Genomic DNA, 26,339 nt, shown 5'->3' with positions numbered 1-26,339 from the left:
TTGATCCTCGAGGATGCGGTGGAGGAGCGCGAGGAGATTTCGGCTCACGAGCGCATCACCTGCCACGTTCACCGTCGCTGGACACATGAATGCATCGCTTCGCCGATGCACGTCATCCCCGTCACCGGGCACCGCTGGTGCCGCCGCTGCGAGGCCGAGGCGTCCGTCGCGGTCGACGAGTTGACCGGATCGGTGACCGTGGTGTGCACGCGGTGCCGCCAGGTCCTCGAGACCGCGGCGAACCGGCAGGTCGTCCGGACCTGCCGAGCCAGCCTGGCCGCTGCGCACGAAAGCCGCCGTGCTCGCGCGCAGGCGCAGAGCTCCGCCTCGGCAGCGGCCTGACCGGTCAGCAAGAGCCGGCACGAGCGACGGTCGCACCTGTCATTGATCATCGTTGAACGGCACGTCGACCGGACCTACCGCGCGAGACGTGACTTCCGCGCCGGACCAGGATGATCACTTGCCGTCGTGGTCGCACCGATCCGGTTCGGTACCGGAACGGGCGGCCGGCGGGTGGCGGTGGTCGTTGCCAGGTCGCAGCATCTTTGGACGCGTCCCGAAGGGCGCGGTCGGGAGCGGGAGGACCTGGGTGATGCAGGCGGATCTGGTGCTCGAAGGCGGCGGGGTCAAGGGGATCGGCACGGTGGGTGCCGTCCTCGGGCTGATGGAGCGCGGCTACGCGTTTCCGCGGATCGCCGGTACCTCCGTCGGGGCGGTGGTGGCGGCGCTGGTGGCCGCCGGTGCCGACACCAGGCAGCTCCGCGGAGCCATGGGTCGGCTCGAACTGTCCCAGGTGCCGGACCGGATGCCGCCGCACGTGCCGCTGATCAGCGAAGCGCTCGCGCTGTTCACCCGGAACGGTGCCTACGAGGGCGATTACCTGAAGGATTGGTTGGACCGCGAGCTGCAGGCGCTCGGCGTCACCACGTTCGGCGATCTGCGCCGCGAGCCCGACGGTGACGACGGCAACCTGCACGACGACCAGCGCTACAAGCTGGTCGTGCTGGCCACGGACATCACCCGTGGTCGGCTGCTGCGGTTGCCGTGGGACTACCACCGGTTCCACCTCGATCCCGACCGGCAGTCCGTCGCCGACGCGGTGCGGATGTCGATGTCCATCCCGCTGTTCTTCGAGCCCCAGCAGCTCACCGATCCGGTCACCGGGGAGACCTCGGTGGTCGTCGATGGTGCGGTGCTGTCGAACTTCGCAGTCGAGATCTTCGACCGCACCGACGGGCGGCAGGCGCGCTGGCCCACCTACGGGGTCCGGATCATGCCCGACCTGCCCACGGGGATGGACCACGTCTTCCCCACGCTCGGGCTGCCGCTGCCGCCGCCGTTCGAAGTGCTCAAGAAGGTCGTCGTCACGGCGTTCGTGGGCAACGACCAGACCCACCTCGACCGCCCCGACGTCCGCGACCGCACGATCACCATCGACACGGCGGAGGTGGGCATCACCGAGTTCGACGTGGACCCCGAGATGGTGCAGGCCTTGATCCACCACGGGAGGGAAGCGGTCGACGCCTTCTTCGCCGACCAGCCGGGTTGAGCCCGCCAGCCGGTTCACGGCCTATTGCTACGGCGAGGCGCACCTGCGATCATCCATTTGGGTGGTCTCGCCGCGTGCATTTGGTGTATGTCGACCGGGGGTGTTCGGTGGCTCGCATCCCAGAGCGCTGGGGCAGCAGGCGGAGGGGACTGCCGTGAACCCAGCAAGCGTTGGCTCGTCGACTTTGGTGCGTCTTGGTCGCCGCTGCGGAAAGTCGGCGGCGCAACGCCACCATGACGGGAGGGCCCGTGATGACTACCGGCAGCGAGTCACCGATCTACGACACGTTGATCGGTGAGCTGTTGTGCGACCCCGAGAAGACGTGGAGCGTGCCGCCACCGCCCAGCTTTGCCGAACTCCTCGACGGCCAGTCGGCCGATGATGCCCATTTCGATACCGCTGCCCCCGAATGGCCGGTCTCCGCTGAGTGAGTCGGCGCGCGGCGACCGCGTCGCTCCAACTGTTCTCGTGAAACCGGCCGGGCGATCATCGGGGCAGGGGCCAGCCGTCCTCGGCGCCGCGGATCGTGGTCGGGCAGTGCTTGCGCTGACGGCCGGAGCGGGTCGACCCCGGCTTCCCGCAGAGCAGTGCGAGGCCGAAGAACCAGCCCGCTCCCACCAGGGACACGAGCAGTGCCTGCGTGTACCAGTTCTCGCTCGTGGACTCGGTTGTGATTTCGCCGGTCCACACCAGACCGATCAGGCGGACGTTGCACCACATGGCAGAGCTGAACAGTGCGATGAATGCGATCCAGAGCGGAAGGCGCAGCAGCCAACCTCTCCGGTGTGATTGTGATTGTTCCATGTCGCGTGATCCTGGCACTGCTCCGACCGGTCACAAGTTGCTCGACCCTTTGAGGTGACGCCCGCCTGATCGACAGTTCAGCAGTGCAGGTCGTCAAGATCGCGCCCGGTTATGTGATTTTGTTGTGCAACAAGTCTTTTGAATTACGGCGTCCGAGAATTTTCTTGCGCAGTCAAGGATGTATCGGCCACGAGCGGGTTGAATCCGATCGTCTCAACAGGACAGTCAGCACGTACCGTCGTAAGGTCGCTTGCAGGATGTTCGCGATTACCCCGAACTGTCGCGAACGCCTCAGGGAGCGATCTCCGGCGGTTCCCCGGCTCCGGCTTCTCCGCTATCGAAGTTGATCCGCTCTCTAGCGGCGGTGGCGCGCGGCGTTTCTTTCCCTCGGATGACCGGGCGTCGCCGCCGCGCTCCGCCTCCTCGATTTGTCCGAGTTCGCCGGCCAACCGCTGTCGGGGTACGGCGTGGCCTCCGCCATTCACGCGGTGCATGAGCTGCGGCTCGGCCTCATAACTCCTGATGAGGCCGAGCCGCGGGATAGTGCATTGGACACTGTGGACACTTGCGTTTGTTGCGGTGTGTGGCTGGTGGGCTAGTGCCGATCAGCCGCAGCCTGCTGGTTGAATTCGGTCGCGGTTGGTGAGCCTGGCGTGGTGGCCATCTCCGGCAGCAGGAGTCCGAGTGCGCGGGCGGCGTTGGGCAGTCCGGCACCGGAGCGGGTGGGGTCCGCCGGGGCGACCAGTCGACTGCTGGTGCAGATGGTGTGGAACAGGTATCCGACGCGTGCGGCGTTGCGGACCCGGAACCAGTCCCGGAAGCCGTCGTGGTGGGCCAGCACCAGTGCGGTGAGGCCGGTGATGTGCGCCGCTGCGATCGCGGTGCCGTCGCGGAGCGTGTAGCCGTCCGCCGGCGCGGCTACCGGGATCGCCACGCCCGGCGCGCACACGTCGACCTCGCGGCCGAAGCAGTTGAAGGCAGGCGAGAAGTAGCCGTCAGCGCTCGTGCGCCGGCCGCTGGCCTGCAGGCGGTGCTGGCTGTCGACGGGGAACTCGCCGACTTTGCCCAGGGCGGCGACGGTGAGCACCGACGGCAGGGTGCCGGGGAAGGTGACCATTCCGCCGTTGTTGCCCGCGGGAGCGATGCAAGCGATGCCGGCGTTGCAGGCGTCGAGGACCTTGAGGGCGACCAGCTCGGAGGCGTGCGTGCTGCCCAGGCTGAGGTGCGCGATGTCGATCTCGTGATCGATGCAGTAGTCGAGCGCCTTGATCAGATGGCTGAACCGGCCGTTCGGGAAGATCTTGCACGCGTGCACTTCGGCGTCCAGGGCGATGCCGGAGATGCCCGTCGTGTCGTCGGTGCCGGTGATGATGCCGGCGCAGGCCGTGCCGTGACCGATCTCGTCCGCGGTCCAGGTGTCGGCGTCGTCCGCGGTGAAGTCGTGGCCGGCCACGATGCGGCCGGCCAGATCCGGGTGCTCGACGTCCACGCCGGAGTCCAGGATCGCGATCCGCACGCCGTCGGCGCGGTGGGTCGGGGGGACGAGGTCCAATCCGAGCGCTTCGTGGCCCCATCCGGTGATCTGGCGCTGGGGGAACTGCTCGAAGGTCTCCGACATCCTCTTGAGCACCACGACGTTCTCGTCCGCCGACAGCGCCGGACGTTCGACCCGCCGGCTCCAGTGGTCCTGAGCCGATTGCACGCGCAGTTCGCGGACGGTCTCCAGCGTGTCGTCGGGTAGTTCGAGCACGACCCGACCGTCCGCGCCGGTGCGACCCCGCGCCGGCCAGGTGGCGCCGAGCAGGATCACGTCGATCCCTTCGAGCGGGACGTGCTTGCTGTCGGTGACCAGCACCGGCACGCGGGTTGGTTCGCGGAGCCCGACGATGACGTCGGGGTCGGGCAGGGCGAGCGGGTTGACCACCGGATTGGGGTCGCCGTAGCTGAGCGGCATGTCGGGTTCGACCAGGAGTTGGACCGAGCCGCGCAGGGAGGCGGCGCGCTCGGGCGGCATCTCGACCACGGCGATCTCCGGGCAGGCCGGCTCGATCGCCGTCCTCGAGCCCTGCCGTCGGGGCAACCGGGCGAGCAGCCGGGTGTCCGGCTGTTCGGACAGCCACTGGAACAGGGCGTCGGGATCGGCCGCCGCTGGCTGCACGCCCGGCGGTAGCAGGTGTGGTGGGCGCACCGCGACCAGGTAGTGCTCGGGACGCTGGTGGATCGTGCCCGCTGCATCCGCATCCGACTGCGGGCGCCTGCCATTGCCGGAACTGCTCCCGGCGGCCCCGCCGTGCTCGTTGATCTTGTTGTTGTTCTTCTTGTCTGACATCGCCCATCAGCCCTTTTCACATCCGAACCGGGTGTCGCGCCAATGCGCACGACACCCGGTCGACATTTCGCAAATCATGTCCGGCGGCCCATCGGCGGCGCCGTCGAATCGAAGATCACCAGCGGGAGATCACCAGCCGAACGGGTTCTGCTCGAATTGCGGCCCGAACGGCAGCTGCTGCTGGCCGAACTGCTCCTGCGTCCAGGACGGCGGCTGGCTCCAGAGCTGCGAGCTCCACGGCTGCTGCTGGCTCCAGGGCTGCTGTCCGAAGGGCTGCTGGCCGAAGGGCTGCTGTTGGCTCCACGGCTGCTGGCTGAAGGGCTGCTGTTGGCTCCACGGCTGCTGGCCGAAGGGCTGCTGCTGGCTCCAGGGCTGCTGCTGGTTCCAGGACTGTTGCCCGAAGGGCTGCTGCTGGCTCCACGGCTGCAGCTGGTTCCAGGCCTGCTGTTGATTCCAGGGCTGCTGGCTCCAAGGCTGTTGGCTCCACGGCTGCTGCTGGCTCCAGGGCTGCTGGCCGAACGACTGCTGGCTGCCGCAGATCGATTTGACGGTTTCGAGCACGATCGGTGCCACGCGTCGTGCCGCCTCCATCGTGACGTTGGCTTGTGCCTGCGGTGTGAGCTGCCCCTGAACCGCGAGGAACTGGCGCGCTGCTGGATCCCGCTGCAGGTGGTCCAACACCGCGGTCAACGCCGCCGCGGAAATGCTGAAGATCCCTTCCTGGATTCCGCGCTGACCGAACTGCTGCCCGTACTGCACCTGGCCGGGCTGCTGCGGAACGGGCGGCATCTGCTGTCCGAATCCGCCGTACGGAGTTTGCTGCACGCCCTGCCCCATACCGGACATCTGGGTGGGAACCTGAACTTGCGGGGAAATCTGCTGTGTCGCCATGCCAGCAGTCATCATTTTCACCTTTCACATTCGGTTATTCCGGCGAATCGAAGCTATGACCGAGCTGGAAAGATCGCACGGCGGGGCCAGGTCGGATCACCAAGGCGTGTAGTATCGGCAGGTACATGTTTCTTGCAGGGATTGAGTTTTAGCGACCATGTGTACAAGCGTTCAGTTCTTCCTCAGGCGAACTCGGCAGTATGAGCCGGAAAAGTGTCCACCTTCGGTGGCAATAAGTCTATTGTGGACTGTCTAGATCTCGTGTGGCTGCGATGTTTTCCGGGCCTTCGAGGAAGGGGGGCGAGAGTCCGGCGCGGATCAGGGGTCAGTGGTCAGAGCGCCATGCAGGCCTAGGTGGAGCAGTCGGATGTCGAGCGATCCGACTTGCTGGAGCAACGTCGCACGAAATACCTGCGATGCGTGAAACCTGCCATCGGCTGAACCCCGGACGGTGGAATTCGCCGCGAACCGGTGGAGCCCGCCGCGTTGGCTATGTGCTTAGCGGTCGCTCCGGCGGATATTCACCAACTGCTTTCCCTTTCGGTTAATGTCTCCATTGTCGGCGAGGGTGACGGCGGTGAGTCGTCTGGTTGTGGGCGAGCGCGGGCTCCGCAGTGCAGCGCGTCTTCTTCTGTCCTGCACCGTGCGCGTCTACTGTGGAACATGCATGCCATCGCCACGCGGCTGGCCCTGTCGTCGACGGCGCGGACGGCGGTGTGGCCACTTCTCGTTGCTGATTTTCGCTTCGCGAACCGTTCTCGTCGGCTGGTCGATTCCTGATCAACCAGTCGCCCTCTTGCCCGTCAGGAGGTGTTATGCAGACTCCAGCCGGCATGCCGAGTTCAGGGTCGACGGAGGAGCCGCAGGGAGTTGCCCGGCCTTCTGCGGAGATCCCCGAGTCGGTGAGCATCCCACGTCCTGCTCGTGAACCCGGTGCGCATGTGCGGCGGCCGCAACTGATCTACACCCGCGGTCCTGATGCGGGGACGGGGTTCGAGGTGGAGCCGCCTTGCGTGCTGGGGCGCGATCGGGGGTGCGATGCGGTGCTCGATGATCCCACGGTGTCCCGCTTCCACGCCCAGTTGCTGCTGATCGGCGACCGCTACGTGCTGGCCGATGTGGGCTCGCTGAACGGAACCTTCGTCAACGGCCGGCCCGTCGATCGGGCCGAGCTCGCCGACGGGGACGCGGTGTGGATCGGGAAGTTCCACCTCCGCTTCCACCTGCCCTCCCCGGATCAACCTTGAAGATCACGTTCCCAGGATCCGGGTTCCCCGTGAGCCGGCGTCTGGTGCCCTCCTTGCCGGACGCCCTGCTCGCGGGTCGGGTGGTCGCCGGCGGGATCATTCCGGGTCGTCGAGCGGCTGCCGGGTCGTGGCCGGTTCGTCCGTCGAGCGTTGGTCGTCGTGGGGTGCGGTGACCCACCACGTTGCTCGTCGCGTGTCGGTCACCCGGTGCAGACGGACGTGAGGGCGGTCGAGCATGCGGGCCGCCCAGGGTTGGACCCCGTCGCGGGTGGCGCGTTGTGCGGGTTCGTCCTCGCTGGGGGTGGCGGGCATGGTGACGGACTCGTGCCACGTCCCGTCCACGTCGACGAATCCGAGCACCCAGCGGGGCGGATCCAGCTCCAGCTGGACCACGATGTTGTGGTGCGGGGGTGTGGGCGCGGCCCGCCGCGGCTTGTGCGTCACTTGCGTCCTCGCAGCGGTGTGGGTGGGGGACAGTGGTCGGCGTGGGGGATCGCGTCGCTGAGCTTCATCCCGGGCACCGGCACGTTGATGATCACGGCGCACGTGAATCGAACGGTACGATCCGACCGACTAGCCGAACATGGTGCAGAGCACCAGTTCTCGGAAGATCTGAACAGATGGTAGCCATCCTGGGTGCGGCCGTGCGAAGTCGACTTTCGTGCTGCGGGCGGTGCCCCGGACCGGGCACAGCACGAGTCCGGGACACGCCTCTTTCAGAGCTGGCTGCGTTGAGAGCTCATCATGCGCCATGAAGGTGCTGTTCCTCAGCGTCGGTTTCGGAAGCCACGCTGAGGTCGTAGCCCCTGTGCCCCACTTGCTCGCTGCGGGGCTCGCCGCGCACGGCATTCGGCAGGCTCAGTCCTCGCAACTCGGTCGACTGCTTGACGACCTCGTGCAGCAGCGACTCCAAAGCCGTGCCCGCCTCCCGTCTCTGCCTTTCGGCTTGCTCGCAGATCCGGCGACTGCGTTCCTCGCTCTCGGCGTTTCGCCGCTCGCATCGCTGCCGTGTTCGGTCGAGCAGACCTTCGGCGTCGTGCTGCGCTATCGAGGTGATCCGCTTGTATTCCCGCCGAACGTTCCGCCGGAGACGGTGCTCGCGCTCGTGGTGCTCCCTCTTCAGCTGGGCCGCTTCTCGATCCAGGGCAGCCTGGCGCCGCGCCAAGCGGCGGGCGAGGTCGCTGGCCTGGGTCCTGATCTGCTCAGCCGCCTGCTCGGCCTCGGCCAAGACGACCTCGGCCTGCGCCTGCGCCTGCTCGATGATCGTGGTCGCCCGCTTCTCCGCGAACTCGACGATCTCCGAGTCAGGCGTTGGGCCGGAATCCTTGGCCGAAAGCTCGTCCCGGAGCCGGCGTACTTCGGCTTCGAGCAGGGCGACGTGCTCGATGACCTGCGCCCGATCGAACCCGCGCCATCGCCCGGCAAAATCAGGTCGAGCCGGAACAACATCATTCATTGCGCCTCCAACCCCCCAACTGGAGCGCGATATCTGAACGCCGCGAACCCGGTGAACGGCCTCCCCAGCCACGATCTTCGCAGGTAGGCCGAATCGGTGACGGCGAAACCATCATGGGTGCCGCACCACGGCGCAGCGAGGTCAACTCACCGCTGTCACCCGGGGTAGCGATATGCCGGGCTTCGTGCTGCGCGTCTTCGGGCCCGGGAATGGTGGTCCAGCTCCGCCCGGCCCGCTCTCATCGTTGGAACAGGGATTCGAGTCGACGGTGCAGCGTCGGCTGCGGATCCGACAGGACAGGCGTTCGCATGCGGTCCTTCAACGTCGTCAGTCGATGCGTTCGACCACGGCTGAGGTGCTCGCGGGGCTGGTTGTCAGCAGAGCCCGCATGGTGGCCAGAACGGCCCGGACTTGAGGATCTTGTTCGGTGCGCCAGGCGCATCGGGCGCGGGTAGGTCGCGCAGCGCTTCGAGCGTGGCGGCGAGGGTGCCCGACGATTGCCAGACGACGCCGCTGCCAGGACTTGCCACGAGCAGTCGGACACCGAGCGCCCGTTGCCGGTTGGCGACCCAGAGCGCATCGGTGTGCTCGGGCCAGCTCAGCACACCCACGAGCCACTCCGGGCGGCCGAGTGCGTCGGTCAAGATCCAGAAGGTCCACAGCGTGTGGAGGCCAACAATGATCGCGAGCTCGGGGTAGAGCTCCAGCACTTCGTTGACGCTGGTCACGACACGGCATCCTTCTGACAGGTCGGTCCTGCTTCGTCCGCTCAGCGCAACACCAGTCAGTACCGGACATCCACTGTGGACCGGTGAAGCGAGCTACCGCCGACTGTGATGTCTGCCCGAGCAAAGATGGCCGCCAGCTTACCGCTCCGTCCCGGATGTGCAGCTCGTAGATCACGTTCGTGTCGTTCGGCAGTCCGAGCTACCCGCCGCGCGCCGGTTGCACCTGGAACTCGTCCTGCCTGATATTCAGCTTTCCGGTCGGCTTTTCGACGCGCCGGCGACCTCGCCGCCCAGGCCAACGGGGCGAGTCGATCGATTTCCCGCTGTAACCCGTTAGCGGTAACATGGTCTCGTTCCCGTCGCACGTGCCGTGCCGCTGGGGGTGGCGATGTCCACGGTGGACGAGTCCGCGCGGGCCCGGCAGGTGGCCGAGGAGGCCCGCGAGTCCCGCTGGGATCGGCCGAGTTTCGGTCGGGAGTTGTTCCTCGGGCGGTTGCGGATCGACCTGATCGATCCGTTGCCCGAGCAAGAACCCGCGACCGGTGGTGCGGAGTTCCTCGAACGGCTGCGCGAGTTCTGCGCGAACGAGGTGGACGGGCAGCAGATCGAACGCGACTCCTGGATCCCGGACGAGGTGATCAACGGCCTCAAAGCGCTCGGGGCCTTCGGCATCAGGATTCCAGAGGAGTACGGCGGGCTGGGCTTGTCGGCGGTGGACTACCACCGCGCGCTGATGCTCGTCGCCACGGTTCACCCGTCGATCGGGGCGTTGCTCTCGGCGCACCAGTCGGTGGGTGTGCCGCAGCCGGTCCAGTTGTTCGGTACCCCGGCGCAGAAGCGGGCGTTCCTGCCGCGTTGCGTCCGCGAGATCACCGCGTTCCTGCTCACAGAACCGGACGTGGGCAGCGACCCGGCACGGCTGGCGGCCACGGCGGTGCCCGGCGAGGACGGGCAGAGCTACACCCTCAACGGGGTGAAGCTGTGGACCACCAATGGTGTGCTGGCCGACTTGCTCGTGGTGCTGGCCAGGGTGCCCGCCTCGGAAGGGCACCGCGGTGGCATCACCGCGTTCGTCGTCGAAGGCGACGCTCCCGGTATCACCGTGGAGAACCGCAATGCGTTCCTCGGCCTGCGCGGGATCGAGAACGGCGTGACCCGGCTGCACGACGTGGTGGTCCCCGCGGGCAATCGGATCGGCCGGGAGGGGGAGGGGCTCAAGATCGCGCTGACCACGCTCAACGCCGGTCGGCTCGCCCTTCCCGCGATGTGCGCGGCAGCCGCGAAGTGGTGCCTGAAGATCGCACGGGAGTGGTCGGCGCGGCGGGTGCAGTGGGGCAGGCCGATCGGTGCGCACGAGGCGATCGCCGGCAAGGTCTCGTTCACCGCGGCCACCGCGTTCGCCCTGGAGGCCCTGGTCGAGGTGTCCGGTCGGTTGGCCGATGCCGACCGGCACGACATCCGCATCGAGGCGGCGCTGGCCAAGCTCTACGGTTCCGAGCTGGCCTGGCAGGTCGCGGACGAGCTGGTGCAGATCCGCGGCGGGCGCGGGTACGAGACGGCCGCGTCGCTGGCAGCGCGCGGCGAACGCGGGGTACCGGTCGAGCAGCTGCTGCGAGATCTGCGCATCAACCGGATCTTCGAGGGATCCAGCGAGATCATGAGGTTGCTGATCGCGCGGGAAGCCGTGGACGTGCACCTGTCGGTGGCCGGCGACCTCATCGACCCGAAGGCGGACCTTTCGCGCAAGGCGAGCGCCGCTGCCCGCGCTGGTGGTTTCTACGCCCGCTGGTTGCCGTCGCTGGCGGTCGGGAAGGGGCAACTGCCGACCGGCTTCGCCGGGTATGGGCAGTTGGCCGGGCACTTGCGGTTCATCGAGCGCGCCAGCCGCCGGGTCGCCCGGCACACCTTCTACGGGATGTCGCGCTGGCAGGCGGAGCTGGAGCACCGCCAGCTGTTCCTGGGACGGATCGTGGACATCGGCGCCGAGTTGTACGCGATGAGCGCTGCCTGCGTGTACGCGCGGTCCGAGGAGCAGGACGAGTCGGCGGTGGAGCTGGCCGACACCTTCTGCCGACACGCCCGGTGTCGCGTCGAGCGGCTGTTCCGCGATCTGTGGCACAACACCGATGCCCACGACCGAGCCCTGGCGCGAGCGGTGCTGGAGGGCCGTTACTCCTGGCTGGAGGAGGGGATCTTCGACCCGTCCATCGACGGCCCGTGGATCGCCGAGGCAACGGCCGGACCGTCCCAGCACGAGAACCACCGGCGACGGGTGCCCCGTGCTGGAGAGGCGTACCCGTAGTCGGCGCGCGATTCCCCCTCCACCGTTCGTCCTCTCTCGTCGTGCGCTTACCCGTTGACGTACTCGTCGTTGCGGCGCCACCAGACGCCGCCGGTCTCGTTGCGGCCTCGTGGCGCCCGGTCGAGCCACTGGTACATGCCCCACAGGCCGTCCAGCCCACGCGCATAGGCCGAATAGGTGTGGTAGACGACGCCGTCATCGAGCACGAACGCGCTCAGGCCGGGCCTATCGCGGTGGTAGTCGGCGACGTCGGTTCCGCACGTGTCGGCGAGCTGGGCTTCCGCGCTCTCGCCGCCACCTTCCTGGCCGGTGCGCCACTCGAACACCGCCTCGCGCCGGTAGTTGTACTCGATACCTCCCGCGCGCTGCTGTTCCTCGGTGAACCAGACGCTGAAGTCGGCGTTGAAGTCGCTGTGGAACGACGAGGCCCAGGGGAAGCTCCAGCCCAGCCGCTGCTTGTACGCCTGGAGCTTCGGCAGCGGAGCCCGCGAGACGGCCGACAACGCGACGTCGTGGTTGAACAGGTGGGTGACGATGCCGTTGAAGCCGTCCGCGATCGCCGAGCAGGACGGGCACCCGGCCTCCCAGTCGGGACCGAACATGAAGTGGTAGATCAGGAGCTGCGAGCGGCCGCGGAAGAGGTCGGCCAGGGATGCGGCACCGTCGTCGGTGTCGAACCGGTACTCCTTGTCGACGGGGACCCACGGAAGTTCCTGCCGCTGTTGCGCCAGTTCGTCGCTGCGGCGCGTGAGTTCCTTCTCCGCCTCGAGCAGCTTCCTGCGGGACGCGAGCCACTCCTCACGCGTTCCGGTCCGGTGGTCGATGGTCATGTGATTCTCCCTCGTCGCGGTGGACTGTCGACCTACCGACGAGGAGTGCCGCCCGGAATCGACATCGGCGGCGCGGAAATTTTCAGAACTCCTGGATGCGGTTGGCGAGGTAGCGGCGCTCGGCTTCGGTCGGCGCCAGCTGCAGAGCCTGCTCGTACGCCTCCTTGGCCGCTGCGGAACGGCCTGCTCGGCGGAGCAGGTCGGCGCGGGTCGCGGGCAACAGGTAGTACCCGTCGAGCCGGCCCGACGCCGTCAGCTCGTCGACCAGCTCCAGACCGGCCGGGATGCCGTCCGCCATCGCGACCGCGACGGCGCGGTTGAGGTCTACGACCGGAGACGGCGCCAACCGGCCCAGCTCGGCGTAAAGCGCCGCGATCTGCGGCCAGTCCGTGCTCGCCGCGTCCGGCGCAGTGGCGTGGCAGGCCGCGATCGCGGCCTGGACCTGGTAGGGACCTGGCCGCCGCGTCGCCAGCGCCTCGTCGAGCGTCGCGACTCCCTCGGCGATCAGCGCCTGGTCCCACCGGGACCGGTCCTGGTTCTCCAGCGTGACCAGCACGCCGTCGTCCGTGCGCGTCGCACGCCGGGCCTCGTGCAGCAGCATCAGCGCGAGAAGGCCTTGCGGCTCCGGTTCGGACGGCATCAGCCGGACCAGAACGCGTGCCAGCCGGATGGCCTCGGCGGTCAGGGGCCGCCGCTCGTCGTAGCCCTCGTTGAAGATCAGGTAGAGCACGGCGAGGACGGCGGCGAGTCGCGGTGGGAGGAGCTCGGCCGGCGGGACCCGATAGGGGATGCCGGCTTCCTGGATCTTGCGCTTGGCGCGGACCAGCCGCTGCGCCATCGTGGACTCGGCTGTCAGGAAGGCTCGGGCGATCTCGGCGGTGGTCAGGCCGGCCAGCGTGCGCAGGGTGAGCGCGACCCGGGCCGGGAACGGCAGCGCCGGATGGCAGCAGGTGAAGATCAGCCGCAGCCGCTCGTCCGGAACGTCCTCCGCCACCGGCTCGTCCGGGTCGCGGGCCAGCGCGGCGAGCTCGCGCAGCTTGGCCGCACCGGCGGCGTCGCGGCGCAGCCGGTCGATCGCGCGGTTGCGGGCCGCCGTGGTGAGCCACGCGCCCGGCCGACGCGGAACACCGTCGCGCGGCCACCTCGCCAGCGCGGCGGCGAACGCGTCCTGCGTGCAGTCCTCCGCCAGGTCCCAGTCTCCTGTCAACCCGATCAGCGTCGCGAGGACCTGGCTCCACTCGTCCCGGCAGGCGGCTTCGACGGCCGCTCGAACCTGGTCGCCGGGCACGGTCATTCCCAGACCGGGCGGATCTCGACCCCGCCCCAGCGCGCGTACGGGTGTCCAGCGGCGATCTCGATCGCCTCGTCCAGGTCCGCGCATTCGACGATCACGAAACCGCCGACGAAGTCCTTGGTCTCGGCGAACGGTCCGTCCGAAACCAAGGTCTCGCCGTCGCGGACCCGGACCGTGGTCGCGTCCACCACCGGACGCAACCGCGCACCGACGAGCCTGGCGCCACGCCGTTCCAGATCCGCCACCCACGCCTGGTGCACCGGATCCGCCTCGATTTCCTCGTTGCTCGGTGAGACGGTCTCGTCATCGCAGATCAGCAGCACGTATTTCACGAGGCCGATTCTGCCAACTCCGACCTGCCCGCGTGTCCGACCGACTTGCCTTCTGCTTCGCGGGTCGAGTTCCGTTCGTCGTGGGCGGTGGGGTGCTCATTCGGGAAGGCCGGGGCCCGGGCAGCGCAGGTCCTGGTTCGGGAGGCGGCCGTCGACCAGGTAGGCGGCTGTCGCATCGTCCACGCAGGCGATCCGCTGGCTGGCGAAGAGGCCGTGGGAGTAGCTGTCCTGAGCCGTGATCATGCGGGAACCCGGGAGTTCGGCCTGCATGCGGGTGGCGCCTTCGTACGGCGTGGTGGGGTCGTGCTCGGCTTGCGTGAGCAGGATCGGGGGCATGCCGGAGCTGCCGAATCGTGCGGTTTCCCGGGGCCTGTCCCAGAAGGCGCAGGTGGTCCCCTCGAGTCCGGTGAGGATCGGCTGCGGGTCGGTTTCGCGCAGCTCGCGGATGTCGCCGATGACCTCCGCGCGGCTCGGCCGCGTGCTGTCGTTGCACTTCACGGTGCGCAGTGCGGCTTCGTAGTTGCGTGATTCGGCGTCGGTTCCGGGCAGTGCGGGCTCCAGGCCGTCGGCGTTGCCCGAGTTCACGTACGCGGCCAACGCCTCGGCGAACGGCCGCCAGCGTTCGGTGCGCGAAAGGGTTTTGTAGACGAGGTTGTCGAACTCCGCCGCGCCGAAGGTGCCGCGGGCCGGCGTTTCGGCCAGGCTGGTGCGCGCCCGGGTGTAGGTGTCGCGGACCTGGTCGCGGGTAGCGCCCAGGTCCAGTTCGGGGTGGGCGGCGATCCAGTCGAACAGCACGTCGCGCTGCCGCAGCATCGCGTGGGCCTGCTGCACGTCGAAGTCGTGCCAGCGGTCCGGGCTGACCACGCTGTCGAGCACCATCCGGCCGATCCGCTCGGGGAACTCGGCCGCGTAGGCCGCGCCCAGGTAGCTGCCGTAGGAGACCCCGAGGAAGTTCAGCTTCGGCTCACCGAGGGCCTCCCGGATGCGGTCCACGTCGCGCGCGGTGTTCATGGTGTTCATCGCCGCTGCGTCCGGGTTGTGCCGCAGGCAGTCTTGCGCCATGTCGGCTAATCGGTCCAGGTGGGCGCGTTCCTGCGCGGAGTCCGCCGGAACTGGTTGTGGCGCAGGATGATTGAACAGCCCACCGAGCTCGCCGCAGTCCAGCGGGGCGCTTCGCCCCACTCCGCGCGGGTCGAAGCCGATGATGTCGTAGGACCGACGCACCTGCTGGGGCAGCTTCTTGCCCTTGCTCACCGAGTACTCCAGCCCGGAGCCGCCCGGTCCGCCCGGATTGACCAGCAGGGCCCCGCGGTACTCCTCCCGGGTGCCGGTGGCCCGAACGCGTGACACCGAAATCAGGATCTCCTCGCCGTCGGGTTCGCGGGCCTCCAGTGGTACGGAGAGCTCGGCGCACTCGGCACCTTCGAACGGGCAGGGCCCGAAGACCAGTGGTTCCGCGCTCGCGGGCACGGCGCTGAGCAGGGGAACGGCGAGCACCGCGGCCGCCGCCGCAGACATCTTCTTGTTCACGTTGAGTCACATCCACCTTCACTGGATGGCGGGTTGAGCACCTTGTTGAAAACGATTATCATCACCGACCGTTGCGTGTAAACGGTCGGATTGGAGTCGTGGTGGGGCACCTGTTGTTGGTGGAGAGCTGGGTCGGCGCGATGAGCACGTTGCTTCCCAGAGCGATCCGCGAGGGCGGCCACCGGTTCAGCTTCGTGACCCGGGATCTGCAGCACTACCTGCGTTCGGCGCCGGTCCCCGGGGCACACCCGCTGCTGGGCGCCGACAACGTGCTGACCGTCGAGACCAACGATCCCGACGTGCTGCTGCCGCACCTGGAGCGGCTGCAGCCGGTGCTGAACTTCGACGGCGTCGCGACCTCGTGCGACTACTACCTGGCCACCGCCGCGAGGCTGGCCGAGCGGCTGGGCCTTCCCGGCCCGCCGCCGGAGGCGGTCGAGGCGGCCTGCGCCAAGGACCGCACCCGACGGACGCTCCGCGAGGCCGGCGTGCCCGGACCGGCGTTCGCGCTGGCCGAAACGCTGCGCGGACTCGAAGAAGGTGCCGCGGCGCTGGGCTACCCGCTGGTGGTCAAGCCGGTGGACCTGTGCGCTGGGATGTTCGTGCGCAAGGTCGGCGATGCCGACGAGCTGCGCGAGGCTTTCGAGGCCCTGCAAGGATTTCCGGTCAACGCGCGAGGCCAGCAGCGCAGTCCCGTGGTGCTGCTGGAGGAGCTTTTGACCGGTGCCGAGGTGAGCGTGGAGACGGTCACCTTCGGCGGGCGGACCACGGTCGTCGGTGTGACCGACAAGAGCATCGCCGGCGCACCGTGGTTCGTCGAAACCGGCCACATGTTCCCGGCCGCGCTGGAGGCGGACACCGAGCGCGTAGTGTCCGACACGGCGGTGGCCGCGGTCGAGGCGCTGGGGCTGGACAACGCGGTGTGCCACACCGAGCTCAAGCTCGCCGCCGACGGGCCGAAGATCGTCGAGGTCAATCCGCGCCCGGCAGGCAACCAGATCACCGAGCTCATCCGGCGGGTCACCGGCATCGACCTGGCCGCGGTCTACGCGCAGGTCGCGCTGGGGGAGAAGCCCGAACTGGACCCAGTGGACACCGGAGCGGCCAGTGCGGCGATCTCATTCCTGCTGCCGCCCCGGACCGGCGCGATCGAGGAGATCCGCGGTGCCGAGGCACTGCGCGACGCGGCGGTGGTCGACTACCGGCTCAAGCCCGCCGGACATCACGCGGGTGCGGCGACCAGCAACAACAACTACCTGGGCCACGTCATGGTCACCAGCGGTCGTCAGGGTGCCGCGCGTGCGCACGCCGAGTCGCTGGTCGAGCGGCTGGACGTGCGCTACGCCGAGGAGATCGGATGAGCGCGCCCCGCTCGCTGGCGGACCTGATCGAGAAAGTCCACAACGGACACTACGGCGAGGAGATCGCTGATGCCGCGGTGAGCGTGGGGTTCCTGACCCAGCAAGGCGTCCGGCACGCCTCGCGCAACACCTCTTACCGCAACCACGTGCTGAGCCTGCGGGTCGCCGACGCCGTGGGTTCGTGCGCGGTGGAACCCGGCGAGCTCGCCGAGGACGTCGTGCTGGACTGCGTCGGCACCCCGGTCGCCGAGCTGCTGCGGCACCCGTCGGCTGCGGTGCGCGTCGCCGCGCTGGACGGCTACCTGCAGTCGGTGCGGCCGCACCACCGGCACTCCGAGGAGGTCGCCGTCGGGCGCGGCAGCTCGCTGCAGAAGTCGCTGCACCGGGCCAAGCTCGTGGTCGACCTGCTGCCGCCGGTGCGGCGGGTGCTGGTGATCGGCGTGGTCAACTCGCTGCTGTACCACCTGCGCGAGCGCGGAGTCGACTACCGGGCCTGCGACTACAAGGGCGGGCGGACCGAGTGGGGCGAACCGGTGCGCACCGACGCCTTGGCCGAGCTGTCCGAATGCGACGCGGTGCTGGCCTCGGGGATGGTGCTGGGCAACGGCACCTTCCAGCCGCTGCTGGAGCACACCCGCGCCACCGGAAAGCCGCTGGTGTTCTTCGCCCAGACCGGCAGCGGAATCCTGCCGTGCTTCCTGGGCGCCGGAGTCACCGCCGTCTCGGCCGAGCCGTACCCGTTCTTCTGGCTCGACGGCGGCCCGAGTTCGCTCTACCGCTACCCCGGAGAGGATGCTGCATGAACCCGGACCTGCTCGACCTGGTCCGCGACACCCCGCTCGCCCGAGTATCGGCACCGCTCCCGCAACCGCATCCCGGTTTCTGGGCGAAGCTGGAATGCCTCAGCACCGGTGGCATGAAGGCCCGCGCCGCGTTGTCGATGCTGCGCGGCGCGCACCGGCGAGGTGAACTGCTGCCCGGCGCCCCTGTGGTGGAGTCCACCAGCGGAACGCTGGGCATCGGGCTGGCCTTCGCCGGCAACGCGCTGGGACATCCCGTCGTGCTGGTCGTCGACGAGGAACTCGAACCCGGCATGCGGGCACTCCTGCGCGCCCACGGCGCGCGACTGGAGATCGTCGACCAGCCGCATCCCGAAGGCGGCTGGCAGCAGGCGCGGCTGGACCGCGTGCACGAGATCTGCCGCTCGCTGCCCGGCGCCTACTGGCCGGACCAGTACAACAACCCGGACAACCCCGCCGGATACGCCGAGATGGGCGCGGAGATCTGCCGTCAGCTCGACCGGGTGGACGTGCTGGTGTGCAGCGTCGGTTCCGGCGGGCACAGCGCCGGGATGATCCGCGCGGTGCGCAAGCGCTGGCCGCAGGTGCGCCTGATCGGTGTGGACACCGTGGGTTCGACGATCTTCGGCCAGCCCGCCCGGCCCCGGCTGATGCGCGGGCTGGGCAGCAGCATCCACCCGCGCAACGTCGACTACCCGCAGTTCGACGAAGTGCACTGGGTCGGCCCCGGCGAGGCGGTGGTCACCTGTCGGGCGCTGGCCCGCAACGCGTTCGTCACCGGTGGCTGGAGCACCGGCGCGGTGGCCATGGTCGCCGCGTGGGCGGCACGCGTCGATCCCGGCGCCAACGTGGTGACCGTCTTCCCCGACGGCCCGCACCGCTACCTGGGCACGGTCTTCGACGACGACTACTGCCAGGCCCGGGGACTGCTGGACACCCCGATCGCCACCCGCCCGGTGGAAGTCGCGCACCCGGAGGTCGAGGCCACCGGGTGGACGCGCTGCCGGACGGTCGTCGATCCCCTGATGAACGTGGAGGTGCCCGCGTGAAGCTCGACTGGCGGGCGAGCGGCTTGGCGTTGCGCGAGCCGCTGCGGATCTCGCGCTCGGTGATGGCCGAACGCGACGCGGTGACCCTGACTCTCGACCACGACGGCCACCGCGGCCACGGCGAGGTCGTCACCAGCGTCTACTACGGGCTCGACGTGCCACGCATCCAAGCGGAACTGGCCGAGGCGCAGGCGGAACTGGCCGAGCTCACCCCGGAGGAGGCACTGCGCACCGACCTGCCACAAGCCGCCCCGGGGGTGCGCGCGGCACTGGACGCGGCGCTGCACGACCTTCTCGCGCGCAAGCAAGGCGTCGCCGTCCACGAGTTGGTCGGGGCTGAACCACCGGGTTCGGTACCGACCGCGCGCACGATCGGGATCACCTCGGCAGAGCAGGCGGTGGCGGCGGCCACCGAGCTGGTCGGGCAGGGCTTCCAGGTGCTCAAGGTCAAGCTCGGTTCCGGTGCCGATGAGCTCGCGCGGGTGGCGGCCATTCGCGAAGCCGCCCCGGGTGCCCGGATCCTGCTGGACCCCAACGGCGCCTGGGAGTTCGAGGAGGCCAAGCGGATGCTGTGCGCGGCAACCGAATTCGACATCGACGCGGTGGAACAGCCCATCGCGCCGGGAACTCCGGACCTGCTTGCCGAGGTCGCCGAGGCCTCGCCGATCCCGGTGATCGCCGATGAGGACGCGCGCACCGCGGAGGACGTGCGCCGATTGGGCTCGCGGGTGCACGGGATCAACATCAAGCTCCCCGAGTGCGGCGGCATCCGCGCGGCTCGCGAGATCATCGACACCGCAGAGGGTTTCGGCGTCGACGTGATGCTGGGCTGCCAGGTCGCCAGCTCGTTGGGCATCGCGCCGGCCGTGCACCTGTGCGGGATGGCGCGCTGGGTGGACCTCGACGGTCACCTGCTGCTGGCCCAGGACCCGTGGACCGGGCTGGGCGGGGAGAACGGGTTGCTGCGCATCGCCGGACGCACCGGCTTAGGGGTGCGCCCCGCGTGACCACGGTACGACTCTTCCGCAGCTACCCGCTGGCGGTGCAGGTGCTGCTGGTCAACCAGCTCGGCGTGAACACGGCCTTCTACCTGCTGATCCCGTACCTCGCCGGATACCTGGGGAAGGATCTGGGCCTGTCGGCCGCCGCGGTCGGCGTCGTCCTCGGCGTGCGCAACCTCAGCCAGCAAGGCCTGTTCCTGCTGGGCGGTTCGGCCTCCGACCGGCTCGGGGCGCGCGGCGTGATCATCGCCGGTTGTGCGCTGCGTTCGGTGGGTTTCGGCCTGTTCGCCTTCGGCACTTCGTTGCCGGTGCTGCTGGCGGCCTCGGTGCTGTCCGGACTGGCCGGGGCGTTGTTCAACCCGGCGGTGCGTTCCTACCTCAGCCACGAGGCCGGTGAGCGGCGAGCGGAGATGTTCTCGCTGTTCAACGTCTTCGCCAACACCGGCATGCTGATCGGCCCGCTGCTGGGCAGCGTGCTGCTGCTGGTGGACTTCCAGGCCTCGGCCATCGGAGCCGCGCTGATCTTCGCCGCGCTGACGGTCGCGCAGGTCATGGTGCTGCCGGCCCGCGGAGTCCCGCGGCCGCGGACCTCGGTGCTCACCGACTGGCGCGAGGTGCTCACCGATCGGCGGTTCGTGCTGTTCACCGGTGCGTTGACCGGACTGTTCGCGCTGCAGAACCAGCTGTACCTGGTGCTGCCGATGCTCGCCGAGAGCTTCACCGGCACTGCGATCTCGGTGTCGGTGATCTTCTTGGTGACCACGGTGGCCAGCCTCGCGCTGCAGGTGCGGATCACGCGCTGGTGCGATGGGCGCTGGAGCCGGGGGCGTGCGATCTCCACCGGACTGGCCGTGATGGGCGGCGGGTTCGCGGTCACCGCGATCGCCGCGACCGCGATGCCGGGCCAGCCGGCGAGCTCCCCGGGCGAGACCGCGTTGCGGCTGGCGCCGGTGCTGGTCACCGCGTTCGCGCTGTCGGTCGGCGTGATGCTGGCCCAGCCGTTCGTCTACGAGCTGATCCCCGCCTTCGGCCGCGAAGACCTGTCCGGCACCTACTTCGGCGTGTTCTACCTGGCCTCCGGGGTGACCGCCGCCGGTGGCAACGCGCTGATCGGGTGGGTGACCGATCTGGCCGGAACCGATCTGCCGTGGCTGCCCTCGGTGTTGTGCGTGGCCATCGGCGCGTCCTCGGCCCTGGCCGTGCTGGTGGTCCACCGGCGCAGCGGAATCGGCCCCCGCCCCACCACGGATGAGGAGACCTCGTGGCACACGCCAACTTCCTGACCGACAACCCGGCCGTCTACGAGGCGTGGTTCCCCGACCCCGAGCACGTGGCGGCCCGGTTCGCCGACGACGTGGTCCGCCGGTTCGGCGGCGGCGACGACCTGCTCGACGTGGGCTGCGGAACCGGGCGCGACGCGCGGTGGTGGTGCGAGCAGGGCTACCGGGTCACCGGGCTGGACAGCTCACCGGCGATGGTCGCCCACGCCGCCGAGCACTGCCCGCGGGCCGAGTTCGTCGTGGACGACATGCGCTCGTTCGACCTGCGGCGCGAATTCGACGTGATCACCTGCCTGGACAGCGCGCTGCTGTACTGCCACGACAACTCCGAGCTCGAGGGGTTCCTGACCCGCTGCCACGACCACCTGCGACCCGGCGGACTGCTCATCGCCGAGGCCCGCAACGGGGCGTTCTTCCTGGGCAACACCGAGCTGCTCGACGGCGTCGCCGAGCGCGCGCTGAGCTACGACGGCCAGCAGTACAGCTCCCGAACCCGGCTGTGGATCGACCACGCCGCGCAGCTGCTGCGCCGGGAGCGCTGCTGGCGGCTGCCCGGTGATGACGAGCTCGTGCAGCGCTCCGCCTGGCGGCTGCTGTTCCCGCAGGAACTGCGCTACTTCGCCGCGCGCACCGGTTTCGAGGTGCTCGCGCTCTTCGACGAGCCCGGACCGCGCACCGACACCCCGTGGAGCGCCGACGCCGAGTTGTCCGAGCGCATGTCCGGTGACCGGCTCCACCTGGTAGCCCGCCGCATCGACTGACCGACCCCAACAGCTAGGAGACCGAACATGTTCAACCTCGACAGACGACGCTTCCTCGGCCTGGCCGCGGCGGGGGCTGTCTCGACCGGCACCCTGCTGGCGGGCTGCTCCCCGAGCGGTGCGCCCGCGGTGGGTGCGCCGCAGCGCGGTGGCCGGCTGCGCGCCGCCTTCGCCGGTGGTGGTTCCGCCGAGGTGCTCGACCCGCACGACTGCGACCTCTACGTCGAGATCGCCCGCGCCAAGGCGCTGTTCGACAAGCTCGCCGACTACGGCAACGACATGTCCCCGCAGCCGCGCCTGGCCGAACGCTGGGAGCCCGCCGCCGATCTGCTGACCTGGCGGATCACCCTGCGGCAGGCCGCTTTCCACGACGGCCGCCCGGTGCGGGCCGCCGACGTGCTCCACAGCTACGCGCGCATCACCGAGCCCGGCAGCAGCCGGCGGGCCAAGTCCAGCCTGTCGGTGATCGACTTACCCGGCAGCCGCGCGGTCGACGACCGCACCATCGAGTTCCGGCTCAAGCGGCCTTACGCGGAGTTCCCGAACGCGCTGGCCACGCTCGGCGCCTACATCATCCCGGAGGGCACCACCGACTTCGCCCGGCCGGTCGGCTCGGGGCCGTTCAAGCTGAAGTCCTTCGAGCCGGGACGGGCCTTCCTCGGCGAGCGCAACCCGGACTACTTCGACGGCGCGCCGCTGCTCGACGAGCTGGAGATCGTGGTCACCAACGACGAGGCGGCGCGGGTCAACGCCCTGTTGGGCAAGCAGGTCGAGTACGCCAACGACCTCACGCTCACCAGTGCCCGCACTTACGAGGCAGGCGGCCAGATCCGGGTGCTGCGGCTGCCGCGGAGCAACTTCCACGGCCTGGCGATGAAGGTGGACCGGCCGCCGTTCGACCGGCCGGAGCTGCGCGAGGCGATGTTCCACCTCATCGACCGCGAGGAACTGGTCCGCTCGGTGCTGCAGGGATCCGGCCAGGTCGGCAACGACGTCTACGGCCAGGGCTACCGCTACTACGCCGAGATGCCGCAGCGCAAGCAGGACCTGAACCGGGCCCGGGACCTGGTGCGCAAGGCCGGTGCCGAGGGCATGACCATCGACTTCGACACCTCCGATGCCTCCACCGGGCTCAAGGAGGCCGCGCTGGCCATCAGCGACCAGGCCCGCCAGATCGGGCTCAACCTCAACGTGCGCCTGGGCAACAAGGACACGTACTGGTCCGACATCGCCAAGAACAGCGTGCTCGCGAGCTACCGCTCGGGCGGGATGCCGCTGGACTCGCACTTCTCGCAGCGGCTGCTGACCACCTCCACCACCAACAACACGGCGTGGCGGCGGCCGGAGTTCGACGCGCTCTACAACACCGCCCAGTCCACTCTGGACGAACGTGGGCGTGCCGAGATCTACGCGCGGATGCAGCGCCAGTTGTTCGAGGAGGGCGGTTTCGTCTGGTGGGGAGTGTCGGACTGGATCGTCGGCTCGGCCCCCAACGTGGGCGGCATCGACGACGCGTCGCCGGCCAACACGCTCAACTGGGCCCGCTTCGACAAGGTGTGGTTGGCGTGATCGGTTACGTGGCGCGCCGACTGCTGCTCGGCGTGTTGCAGGTGCTGCTGGTCGCGGTCGGGGTGTTCGCGCTCACCGAAGCGTTGCCGGGTGATGCGGCGGTGACCATCGCGGGCGACTACCCCGACCCGGCCGTCATCGCCGGCCTGCGCGAGCAGCTCGGACTGGACCGGCCGGTGTGGGAACGCTTCGCCGACTGGCTGGTCGCCGCATCGCAGGGCGATCTCGGCACCTCGCTGGTGGGGCCGCGGTCGGTGGTCGAGGTGATCGGCGCCGCCATCGGGCCGAGCTCGCTGCTGGCCGGTCTGGCGCTGGCGCTGCTGGTGCCGCTGTCGACCGGTCTGGGCATGCTGGCCGCGCACCGCGAGGGTGGCCGGGTGGACCGGGCGATCACCAGCACCACGCTGGGGCTCTACGCCGCACCGGAGTTCGCGATGGCGATCCTGCTGGTCACCGTGTTCGCGGTGCAGCTGGGCTGGTTCCCGCCGACGGCCATCGGCGGCTCCCTGATCGCCGACCCCGCACTGCTGGTGCTGCCGGTGCTGGTCCTGCTGCTGCGGCCGATCTGCTCGCTGAGCAGGCTCGTCCGGGCCGGTGTGATCGATGCCCAGCGTTCGCCCCACGTCCAGCACGTCCGTCGGCTCGGGCTCTCGCCGGCGCGCATCCGCTTCTGCCACGTGCTGCCCAACGCGGCCGTTCCGGCGGTGCAGCAGCTGGCGCGCACCGCCGACTGGCTGCTCGGCGGGGTGATCGTGGTCGAAGCGATCTTCGTCGTGCCGGGGCTGGGCACCGCGTTGCTGGACGCGGTCTCGGCACGCGATCTGCCGGTGGTGCAGGGGCTGGCCCTGGTGTTCGCCTGCACGACGGTGCTGGTCAACCTCGGCGCGGACATCGCTGCCCGCGTCCTGTCCCCGGCTTCGGAGGTCGGCCGGTGATCAAGTACCTGCTTCCGGGGGCGCTGGTGGCGGTGCCGGTCGTGCTGGCGCTGCTCGGGCCGCTGCTGGCATCCGAGGACACCACCAAGGACGTGGCCTTCCTGCTCGGCGGTGGTCACCTGTTCGGCACCGACTTCCTCGGCCGCGACGTGGCCAACGAGGTGCTGCTCGGCGGCCGGTCCCTGGTGATCACAGCCCTGACCGCCACCGCCTGCACGTACCTGCTGGCCGTGCCGATGGGCCTGGTGGCGGGCATGACCCGCAGCCGGCTGCTCGACGAGGTGCTGATGCGGCCGCTCGACGTGCTGCTGGCCCTGCCCTCGATGCTGATGTTGCTGCTGCTGGCCGCCCTGGCACCGGGGAACATGTGGGTGCTGGTCGGGGTCGTGGTGCTGATCAACCTTCCGGACGTGGTGCGCATCAGCCGCGCCGCCGCGCTGTCGTTGTCGACCAGGCCCGCGGTGGAGGCGATGCGCCTGCAGGGCGAGCACCGCGCGCGGATCGCGGTGAGCTACGTGGCGCGGGCGATGCGCCGAACTCTCGCCGCCGACCTGGGGACCCGGCTGACCGGGGCGATCTACCTGGCCGCTTCGGCGAGCTTCCTCGGCGTCGGGGTCGCCCCCGGCGCCAGCGACTGGGCGGCGATGGTCGACCGCAACCGTTCCGGGCTGTTCCTGCAGCCCTGGGCGGTGGTGGTGCCCGCAGTGCTGGTCGTGGTGCTGTCGGTCGGCGTGAACCTGCTGTTCGACCGCTGGTTGCGCAATCGCGACGTGAACTTCTTGGAGGCCCGGTGACCGCAGTCGTCGCACACGACGTGACCATCACCGCAGGAGATCGGACGCTGCTCTCGGCGGCGTCATTCACCCTGCAGGCCGGGCAGATCACCGCGCTGGTCGGCGAGTCCGGCAGCGGCAAGACCACGCTGGCCCGCGTGCTGCTCGGCGAAACCTCCGGCGGAATCGCGGTTTCGGGCAGCGTGCGGATCGAGGGATCCACTGTGGATTCGTCGTTCGGCCCCGGAACCGTCGGCTACATCCCGCAGCAGCCCTCAGCGGCCCTGAACCCGGTGCGCCGCGTGGGGTCGGTGCTCGCCGAGATCGCGCGGCTGCACGTGCCGAAGGCGCAGGTGCGGGAGCGGGTGCTGGAGGCGTTGCGGCAGGCCCAGATGCCCGACGGGCAGCGGTACCTGCGGCGCTTCCCGCACCAGCTCTCCGGCGGGCAGCAGCAGCGGGTGGTGCTCGCCCAAGCCCTGATCGGACGGCCCGGGGTGCTCATCGCCGACGAGCCGACCACCGGTCAGGACCCGGTGATCCGCGCTCAGCTGGCCACCGAGCTGCGTGCGGTGGCGGAGCAGGGCATCGCGATCCTGCTGCTCACCCACGACCTCGACCTGGTTCGCGAGATCGCCGACCGGGTGCTGGTCATCGAGGAAGGCCGGCTGGCGGAGTCCGATGTGGACTCGCCCATCCGGCCGGAACCGGTGGAACCGCAGGAACGGCAGGCCGCCGACCCGGTGCTGCGGGTGCGCGGGCTGCGCGCCGGACACCGCGACGGCGACACCTTGCACGACGTCGACCTCGAAGTCGCTCCAGGGGAGCGGGTGGCGGTGCTGGGACGTTCCGGTAGCGGCAAGACGACCCTGGCGCGGTGCATCGCAGGGCTGCACCGCTTCCGCAGCGGAGAGATCCTGCTCGACGGCCAGTCGCTGTCACCGGTGCTGCGGCGCCGGTCAAGAGAGCAGCTGGCGCGGGTGCAATACGTCTTCCAGGATGCCCGCGCGTCGTTCAGCGAGTTCACCCCAGTGCTGCACCAGGTCGCGCGCACGGCAGAGCGGCTGCGCGGGCTCGACCGGACCGAGGCGCGCGCCCGCGCGGCCGACGAGCTCGCCGCGCTGGGGCTGCCCGAGTCCAGCGCCATGCGGCGGGCCTCGGGGTTGTCCGGCGGTGAGTTGCAGAGGGCAGCTCTGGTGCGGGCCATGCTCGCCGGGCCGGACGTGCTGATCTGCGACGAGATCACCTCTGGCCTCGACGCACGCCGCCGCGACGACCTGCTGGGGAACCTCGCCGAGCTGCAGAGCAACACCGGCTGCGCGCTGCTGATGATCACCCACGACCTGCCCGCGGTGGCCGCCCTGTCGCACCGGGTGCTCGTCTTCGACGAGGGGCGGGTGGTGGAGCACGGCCGCGCCGGCGAGGTGCTCGACTCGCCGAACCACCCGGCCACCCGTGCGCTGGTTCAGGCCTCCTCGCCGAAAACTGCAGGTCAGGAAATATAGCCGCAGACTAATTGAA

25 protein-coding genes are annotated in these 26,339 nt (G+C 69.4%); 15 read left to right on the top strand and 10 right to left on the bottom strand.

Annotated features, from left to right (window positions below):
- Positions 1–105 precede the first annotated feature (105 nt).
- From OU415_RS00365 to OU415_RS00355, 3 genes are all read left to right on the top strand, one after another.
- On the top strand, positions 106–342 hold the full coding sequence (locus OU415_RS00365; protein WP_270946431.1) for a hypothetical protein: 237 nt from the start codon (positions 106–108) through the stop codon (positions 340–342).
- A 250-nt stretch (positions 343–592) separates the two neighbouring features.
- Complete coding sequence (locus tag OU415_RS00360; RefSeq protein ID WP_270946430.1) at positions 593–1,549, top strand: patatin-like phospholipase family protein; 957 nt, start codon at positions 593–595, stop codon at positions 1,547–1,549.
- Between the two features lie 251 nt (positions 1,550–1,800).
- Positions 1,801–1,980 (top strand): hypothetical protein, encoded by a 180-nt coding sequence (locus tag OU415_RS00355; RefSeq protein ID WP_270946429.1) that lies wholly within the window; start codon positions 1,801–1,803, stop codon positions 1,978–1,980.
- 55 nt (positions 1,981–2,035) lie between these two features.
- Here the strand turns inward: OU415_RS00355 and OU415_RS00350 are convergent, their stop codons facing one another.
- From OU415_RS00350 to OU415_RS00340, 3 genes are all read right to left on the bottom strand, one after another.
- Positions 2,036–2,269, bottom strand: coding sequence for a hypothetical protein (locus OU415_RS00350; RefSeq protein ID WP_270946428.1), 234 nt, complete (start codon positions 2,267–2,269; stop codon positions 2,036–2,038).
- 679 nt (positions 2,270–2,948) lie between these two features.
- Positions 2,949–4,682, bottom strand: coding sequence for a S8 family serine peptidase (locus tag OU415_RS00345; protein ID WP_270946427.1), 1,734 nt, complete (start codon positions 4,680–4,682; stop codon positions 2,949–2,951).
- Between the two features lie 129 nt (positions 4,683–4,811).
- Positions 4,812–5,585 (bottom strand): hypothetical protein, encoded by a 774-nt coding sequence (locus tag OU415_RS00340; RefSeq protein ID WP_270946426.1) that lies wholly within the window; start codon positions 5,583–5,585, stop codon positions 4,812–4,814.
- 803 nt (positions 5,586–6,388) lie between these two features.
- Between OU415_RS00340 and OU415_RS00335 the strand changes: the two genes are divergently transcribed.
- The gene (locus tag OU415_RS00335; RefSeq protein ID WP_333776757.1) at positions 6,389–6,820 is read left to right on the top strand and encodes an FHA domain-containing protein; all 432 of its coding nucleotides are present in this window, start codon (positions 6,389–6,391) and stop codon (positions 6,818–6,820) included.
- Between the two features lie 96 nt (positions 6,821–6,916).
- On the opposite strand, the gene OU415_RS00330 is transcribed toward OU415_RS00335, so the two are convergent.
- From OU415_RS00330 to OU415_RS00320, 3 genes are all read right to left on the bottom strand, one after another.
- Positions 6,917–7,264 (bottom strand): hypothetical protein, encoded by a 348-nt coding sequence (locus tag OU415_RS00330; protein ID WP_270946425.1) that lies wholly within the window; start codon positions 7,262–7,264, stop codon positions 6,917–6,919.
- A 298-nt stretch (positions 7,265–7,562) separates the two neighbouring features.
- Positions 7,563–8,276 (bottom strand): hypothetical protein, encoded by a 714-nt coding sequence (locus tag OU415_RS00325; RefSeq protein WP_270946424.1) that lies wholly within the window; start codon positions 8,274–8,276, stop codon positions 7,563–7,565.
- A gap of 374 nt (positions 8,277–8,650) precedes the next feature.
- Positions 8,651–9,004, bottom strand: a complete 354-nt coding sequence (locus OU415_RS00320; protein WP_270946423.1) for a hypothetical protein — start codon at positions 9,002–9,004, stop codon at positions 8,651–8,653.
- A 388-nt stretch (positions 9,005–9,392) separates the two neighbouring features.
- On the opposite strand from OU415_RS00320, the gene OU415_RS00315 reads away from it, so the two are divergent.
- Complete coding sequence (locus tag OU415_RS00315) at positions 9,393–11,306, top strand: acyl-CoA dehydrogenase family protein (RefSeq protein ID WP_270946422.1); 1,914 nt, start codon at positions 9,393–9,395, stop codon at positions 11,304–11,306.
- A 47-nt stretch (positions 11,307–11,353) separates the two neighbouring features.
- Here OU415_RS00315 and OU415_RS00310 read toward each other — a convergent pair whose 3' ends face one another.
- The 4 genes from OU415_RS00310 to OU415_RS00295 form a co-directional block, all read right to left on the bottom strand.
- Positions 11,354–12,136, bottom strand: a complete 783-nt coding sequence (locus OU415_RS00310) for a DUF899 domain-containing protein (protein WP_270946421.1) — start codon at positions 12,134–12,136, stop codon at positions 11,354–11,356.
- An 82-nt stretch (positions 12,137–12,218) separates the two neighbouring features.
- The gene (locus OU415_RS00305) at positions 12,219–13,430 is read right to left on the bottom strand and encodes an RNA polymerase sigma factor (protein ID WP_270946420.1); all 1,212 of its coding nucleotides are present in this window, start codon (positions 13,428–13,430) and stop codon (positions 12,219–12,221) included.
- The gene (locus OU415_RS00300; protein WP_270946419.1) at positions 13,427–13,762 is read right to left on the bottom strand and encodes a YciI family protein; all 336 of its coding nucleotides are present in this window, start codon (positions 13,760–13,762) and stop codon (positions 13,427–13,429) included. The genes OU415_RS00305 and OU415_RS00300 overlap by 4 nt, the downstream gene beginning before the upstream one ends.
- Before the next feature lie 96 nt (positions 13,763–13,858).
- Complete coding sequence (locus OU415_RS00295; protein WP_270946418.1) at positions 13,859–15,292, bottom strand: alpha/beta hydrolase; 1,434 nt, start codon at positions 15,290–15,292, stop codon at positions 13,859–13,861.
- A gap of 101 nt (positions 15,293–15,393) precedes the next feature.
- Here OU415_RS00295 and OU415_RS00290 point away from each other — a divergent pair, with 101 nt between their 5' ends.
- From OU415_RS00290 to OU415_RS00245, 10 genes are read left to right on the top strand one after another with little or no spacing between them, the layout of a single operon-like run.
- The gene (locus OU415_RS00290) at positions 15,394–16,653 is read left to right on the top strand and encodes an ATP-grasp domain-containing protein (RefSeq protein ID WP_270946417.1); all 1,260 of its coding nucleotides are present in this window, start codon (positions 15,394–15,396) and stop codon (positions 16,651–16,653) included.
- Positions 16,650–17,456, top strand: a complete 807-nt coding sequence (locus tag OU415_RS00285) for a Rossmann-like domain-containing protein (RefSeq protein ID WP_270946416.1) — start codon at positions 16,650–16,652, stop codon at positions 17,454–17,456. The genes OU415_RS00290 and OU415_RS00285 overlap by 4 nt, the downstream gene beginning before the upstream one ends.
- A complete protein-coding gene (locus OU415_RS00280; RefSeq protein WP_270946415.1) occupies positions 17,453–18,502 on the top strand; it encodes a PLP-dependent cysteine synthase family protein in 1,050 nt (349 codons plus the stop codon). The genes OU415_RS00285 and OU415_RS00280 overlap by 4 nt, the downstream gene beginning before the upstream one ends.
- Complete coding sequence (locus OU415_RS00275; protein WP_270946414.1) at positions 18,499–19,509, top strand: dipeptide epimerase; 1,011 nt, start codon at positions 18,499–18,501, stop codon at positions 19,507–19,509. The genes OU415_RS00280 and OU415_RS00275 overlap by 4 nt, the downstream gene beginning before the upstream one ends.
- Positions 19,506–20,786, top strand: a complete 1,281-nt coding sequence (locus OU415_RS00270; RefSeq protein ID WP_270946413.1) for an MFS transporter — start codon at positions 19,506–19,508, stop codon at positions 20,784–20,786. Before OU415_RS00275 ends, OU415_RS00270 begins: the two co-directional genes overlap by 4 nt.
- On the top strand, positions 20,765–21,544 hold the full coding sequence (locus OU415_RS00265; protein WP_270946411.1) for a class I SAM-dependent methyltransferase: 780 nt from the start codon (positions 20,765–20,767) through the stop codon (positions 21,542–21,544). Before OU415_RS00270 ends, OU415_RS00265 begins: the two co-directional genes overlap by 22 nt.
- A 27-nt stretch (positions 21,545–21,571) precedes the next feature.
- Positions 21,572–23,113: an ABC transporter substrate-binding protein gene (locus tag OU415_RS00260; protein WP_270946410.1), complete on the top strand. Its 1,542-nt coding sequence runs from the start codon at positions 21,572–21,574 to the stop codon at positions 23,111–23,113.
- Positions 23,110–24,048, top strand: coding sequence for an ABC transporter permease (locus tag OU415_RS00255; RefSeq protein WP_270946409.1), 939 nt, complete (start codon positions 23,110–23,112; stop codon positions 24,046–24,048). Before OU415_RS00260 ends, OU415_RS00255 begins: the two co-directional genes overlap by 4 nt.
- Positions 24,045–24,842, top strand: coding sequence for an ABC transporter permease (locus OU415_RS00250; protein ID WP_270946408.1), 798 nt, complete (start codon positions 24,045–24,047; stop codon positions 24,840–24,842). Before OU415_RS00255 ends, OU415_RS00250 begins: the two co-directional genes overlap by 4 nt.
- On the top strand, positions 24,839–26,323 hold the full coding sequence (locus OU415_RS00245; RefSeq protein ID WP_270946407.1) for an ABC transporter ATP-binding protein: 1,485 nt from the start codon (positions 24,839–24,841) through the stop codon (positions 26,321–26,323). Before OU415_RS00250 ends, OU415_RS00245 begins: the two co-directional genes overlap by 4 nt.
- The last annotated feature ends 16 nt before the right edge of the window (positions 26,324–26,339 follow it).

Origin of the sequence: Saccharopolyspora oryzae, from assembly GCF_027853915.1 — a bacterium.
GTDB lineage: Bacteria > Actinomycetota > Actinomycetes > Mycobacteriales > Pseudonocardiaceae > Saccharopolyspora > Saccharopolyspora oryzae.
Note: the sequence above shows the minus strand (reverse complement) of the source record. Positions and strands in the feature narration are given on the sequence as shown.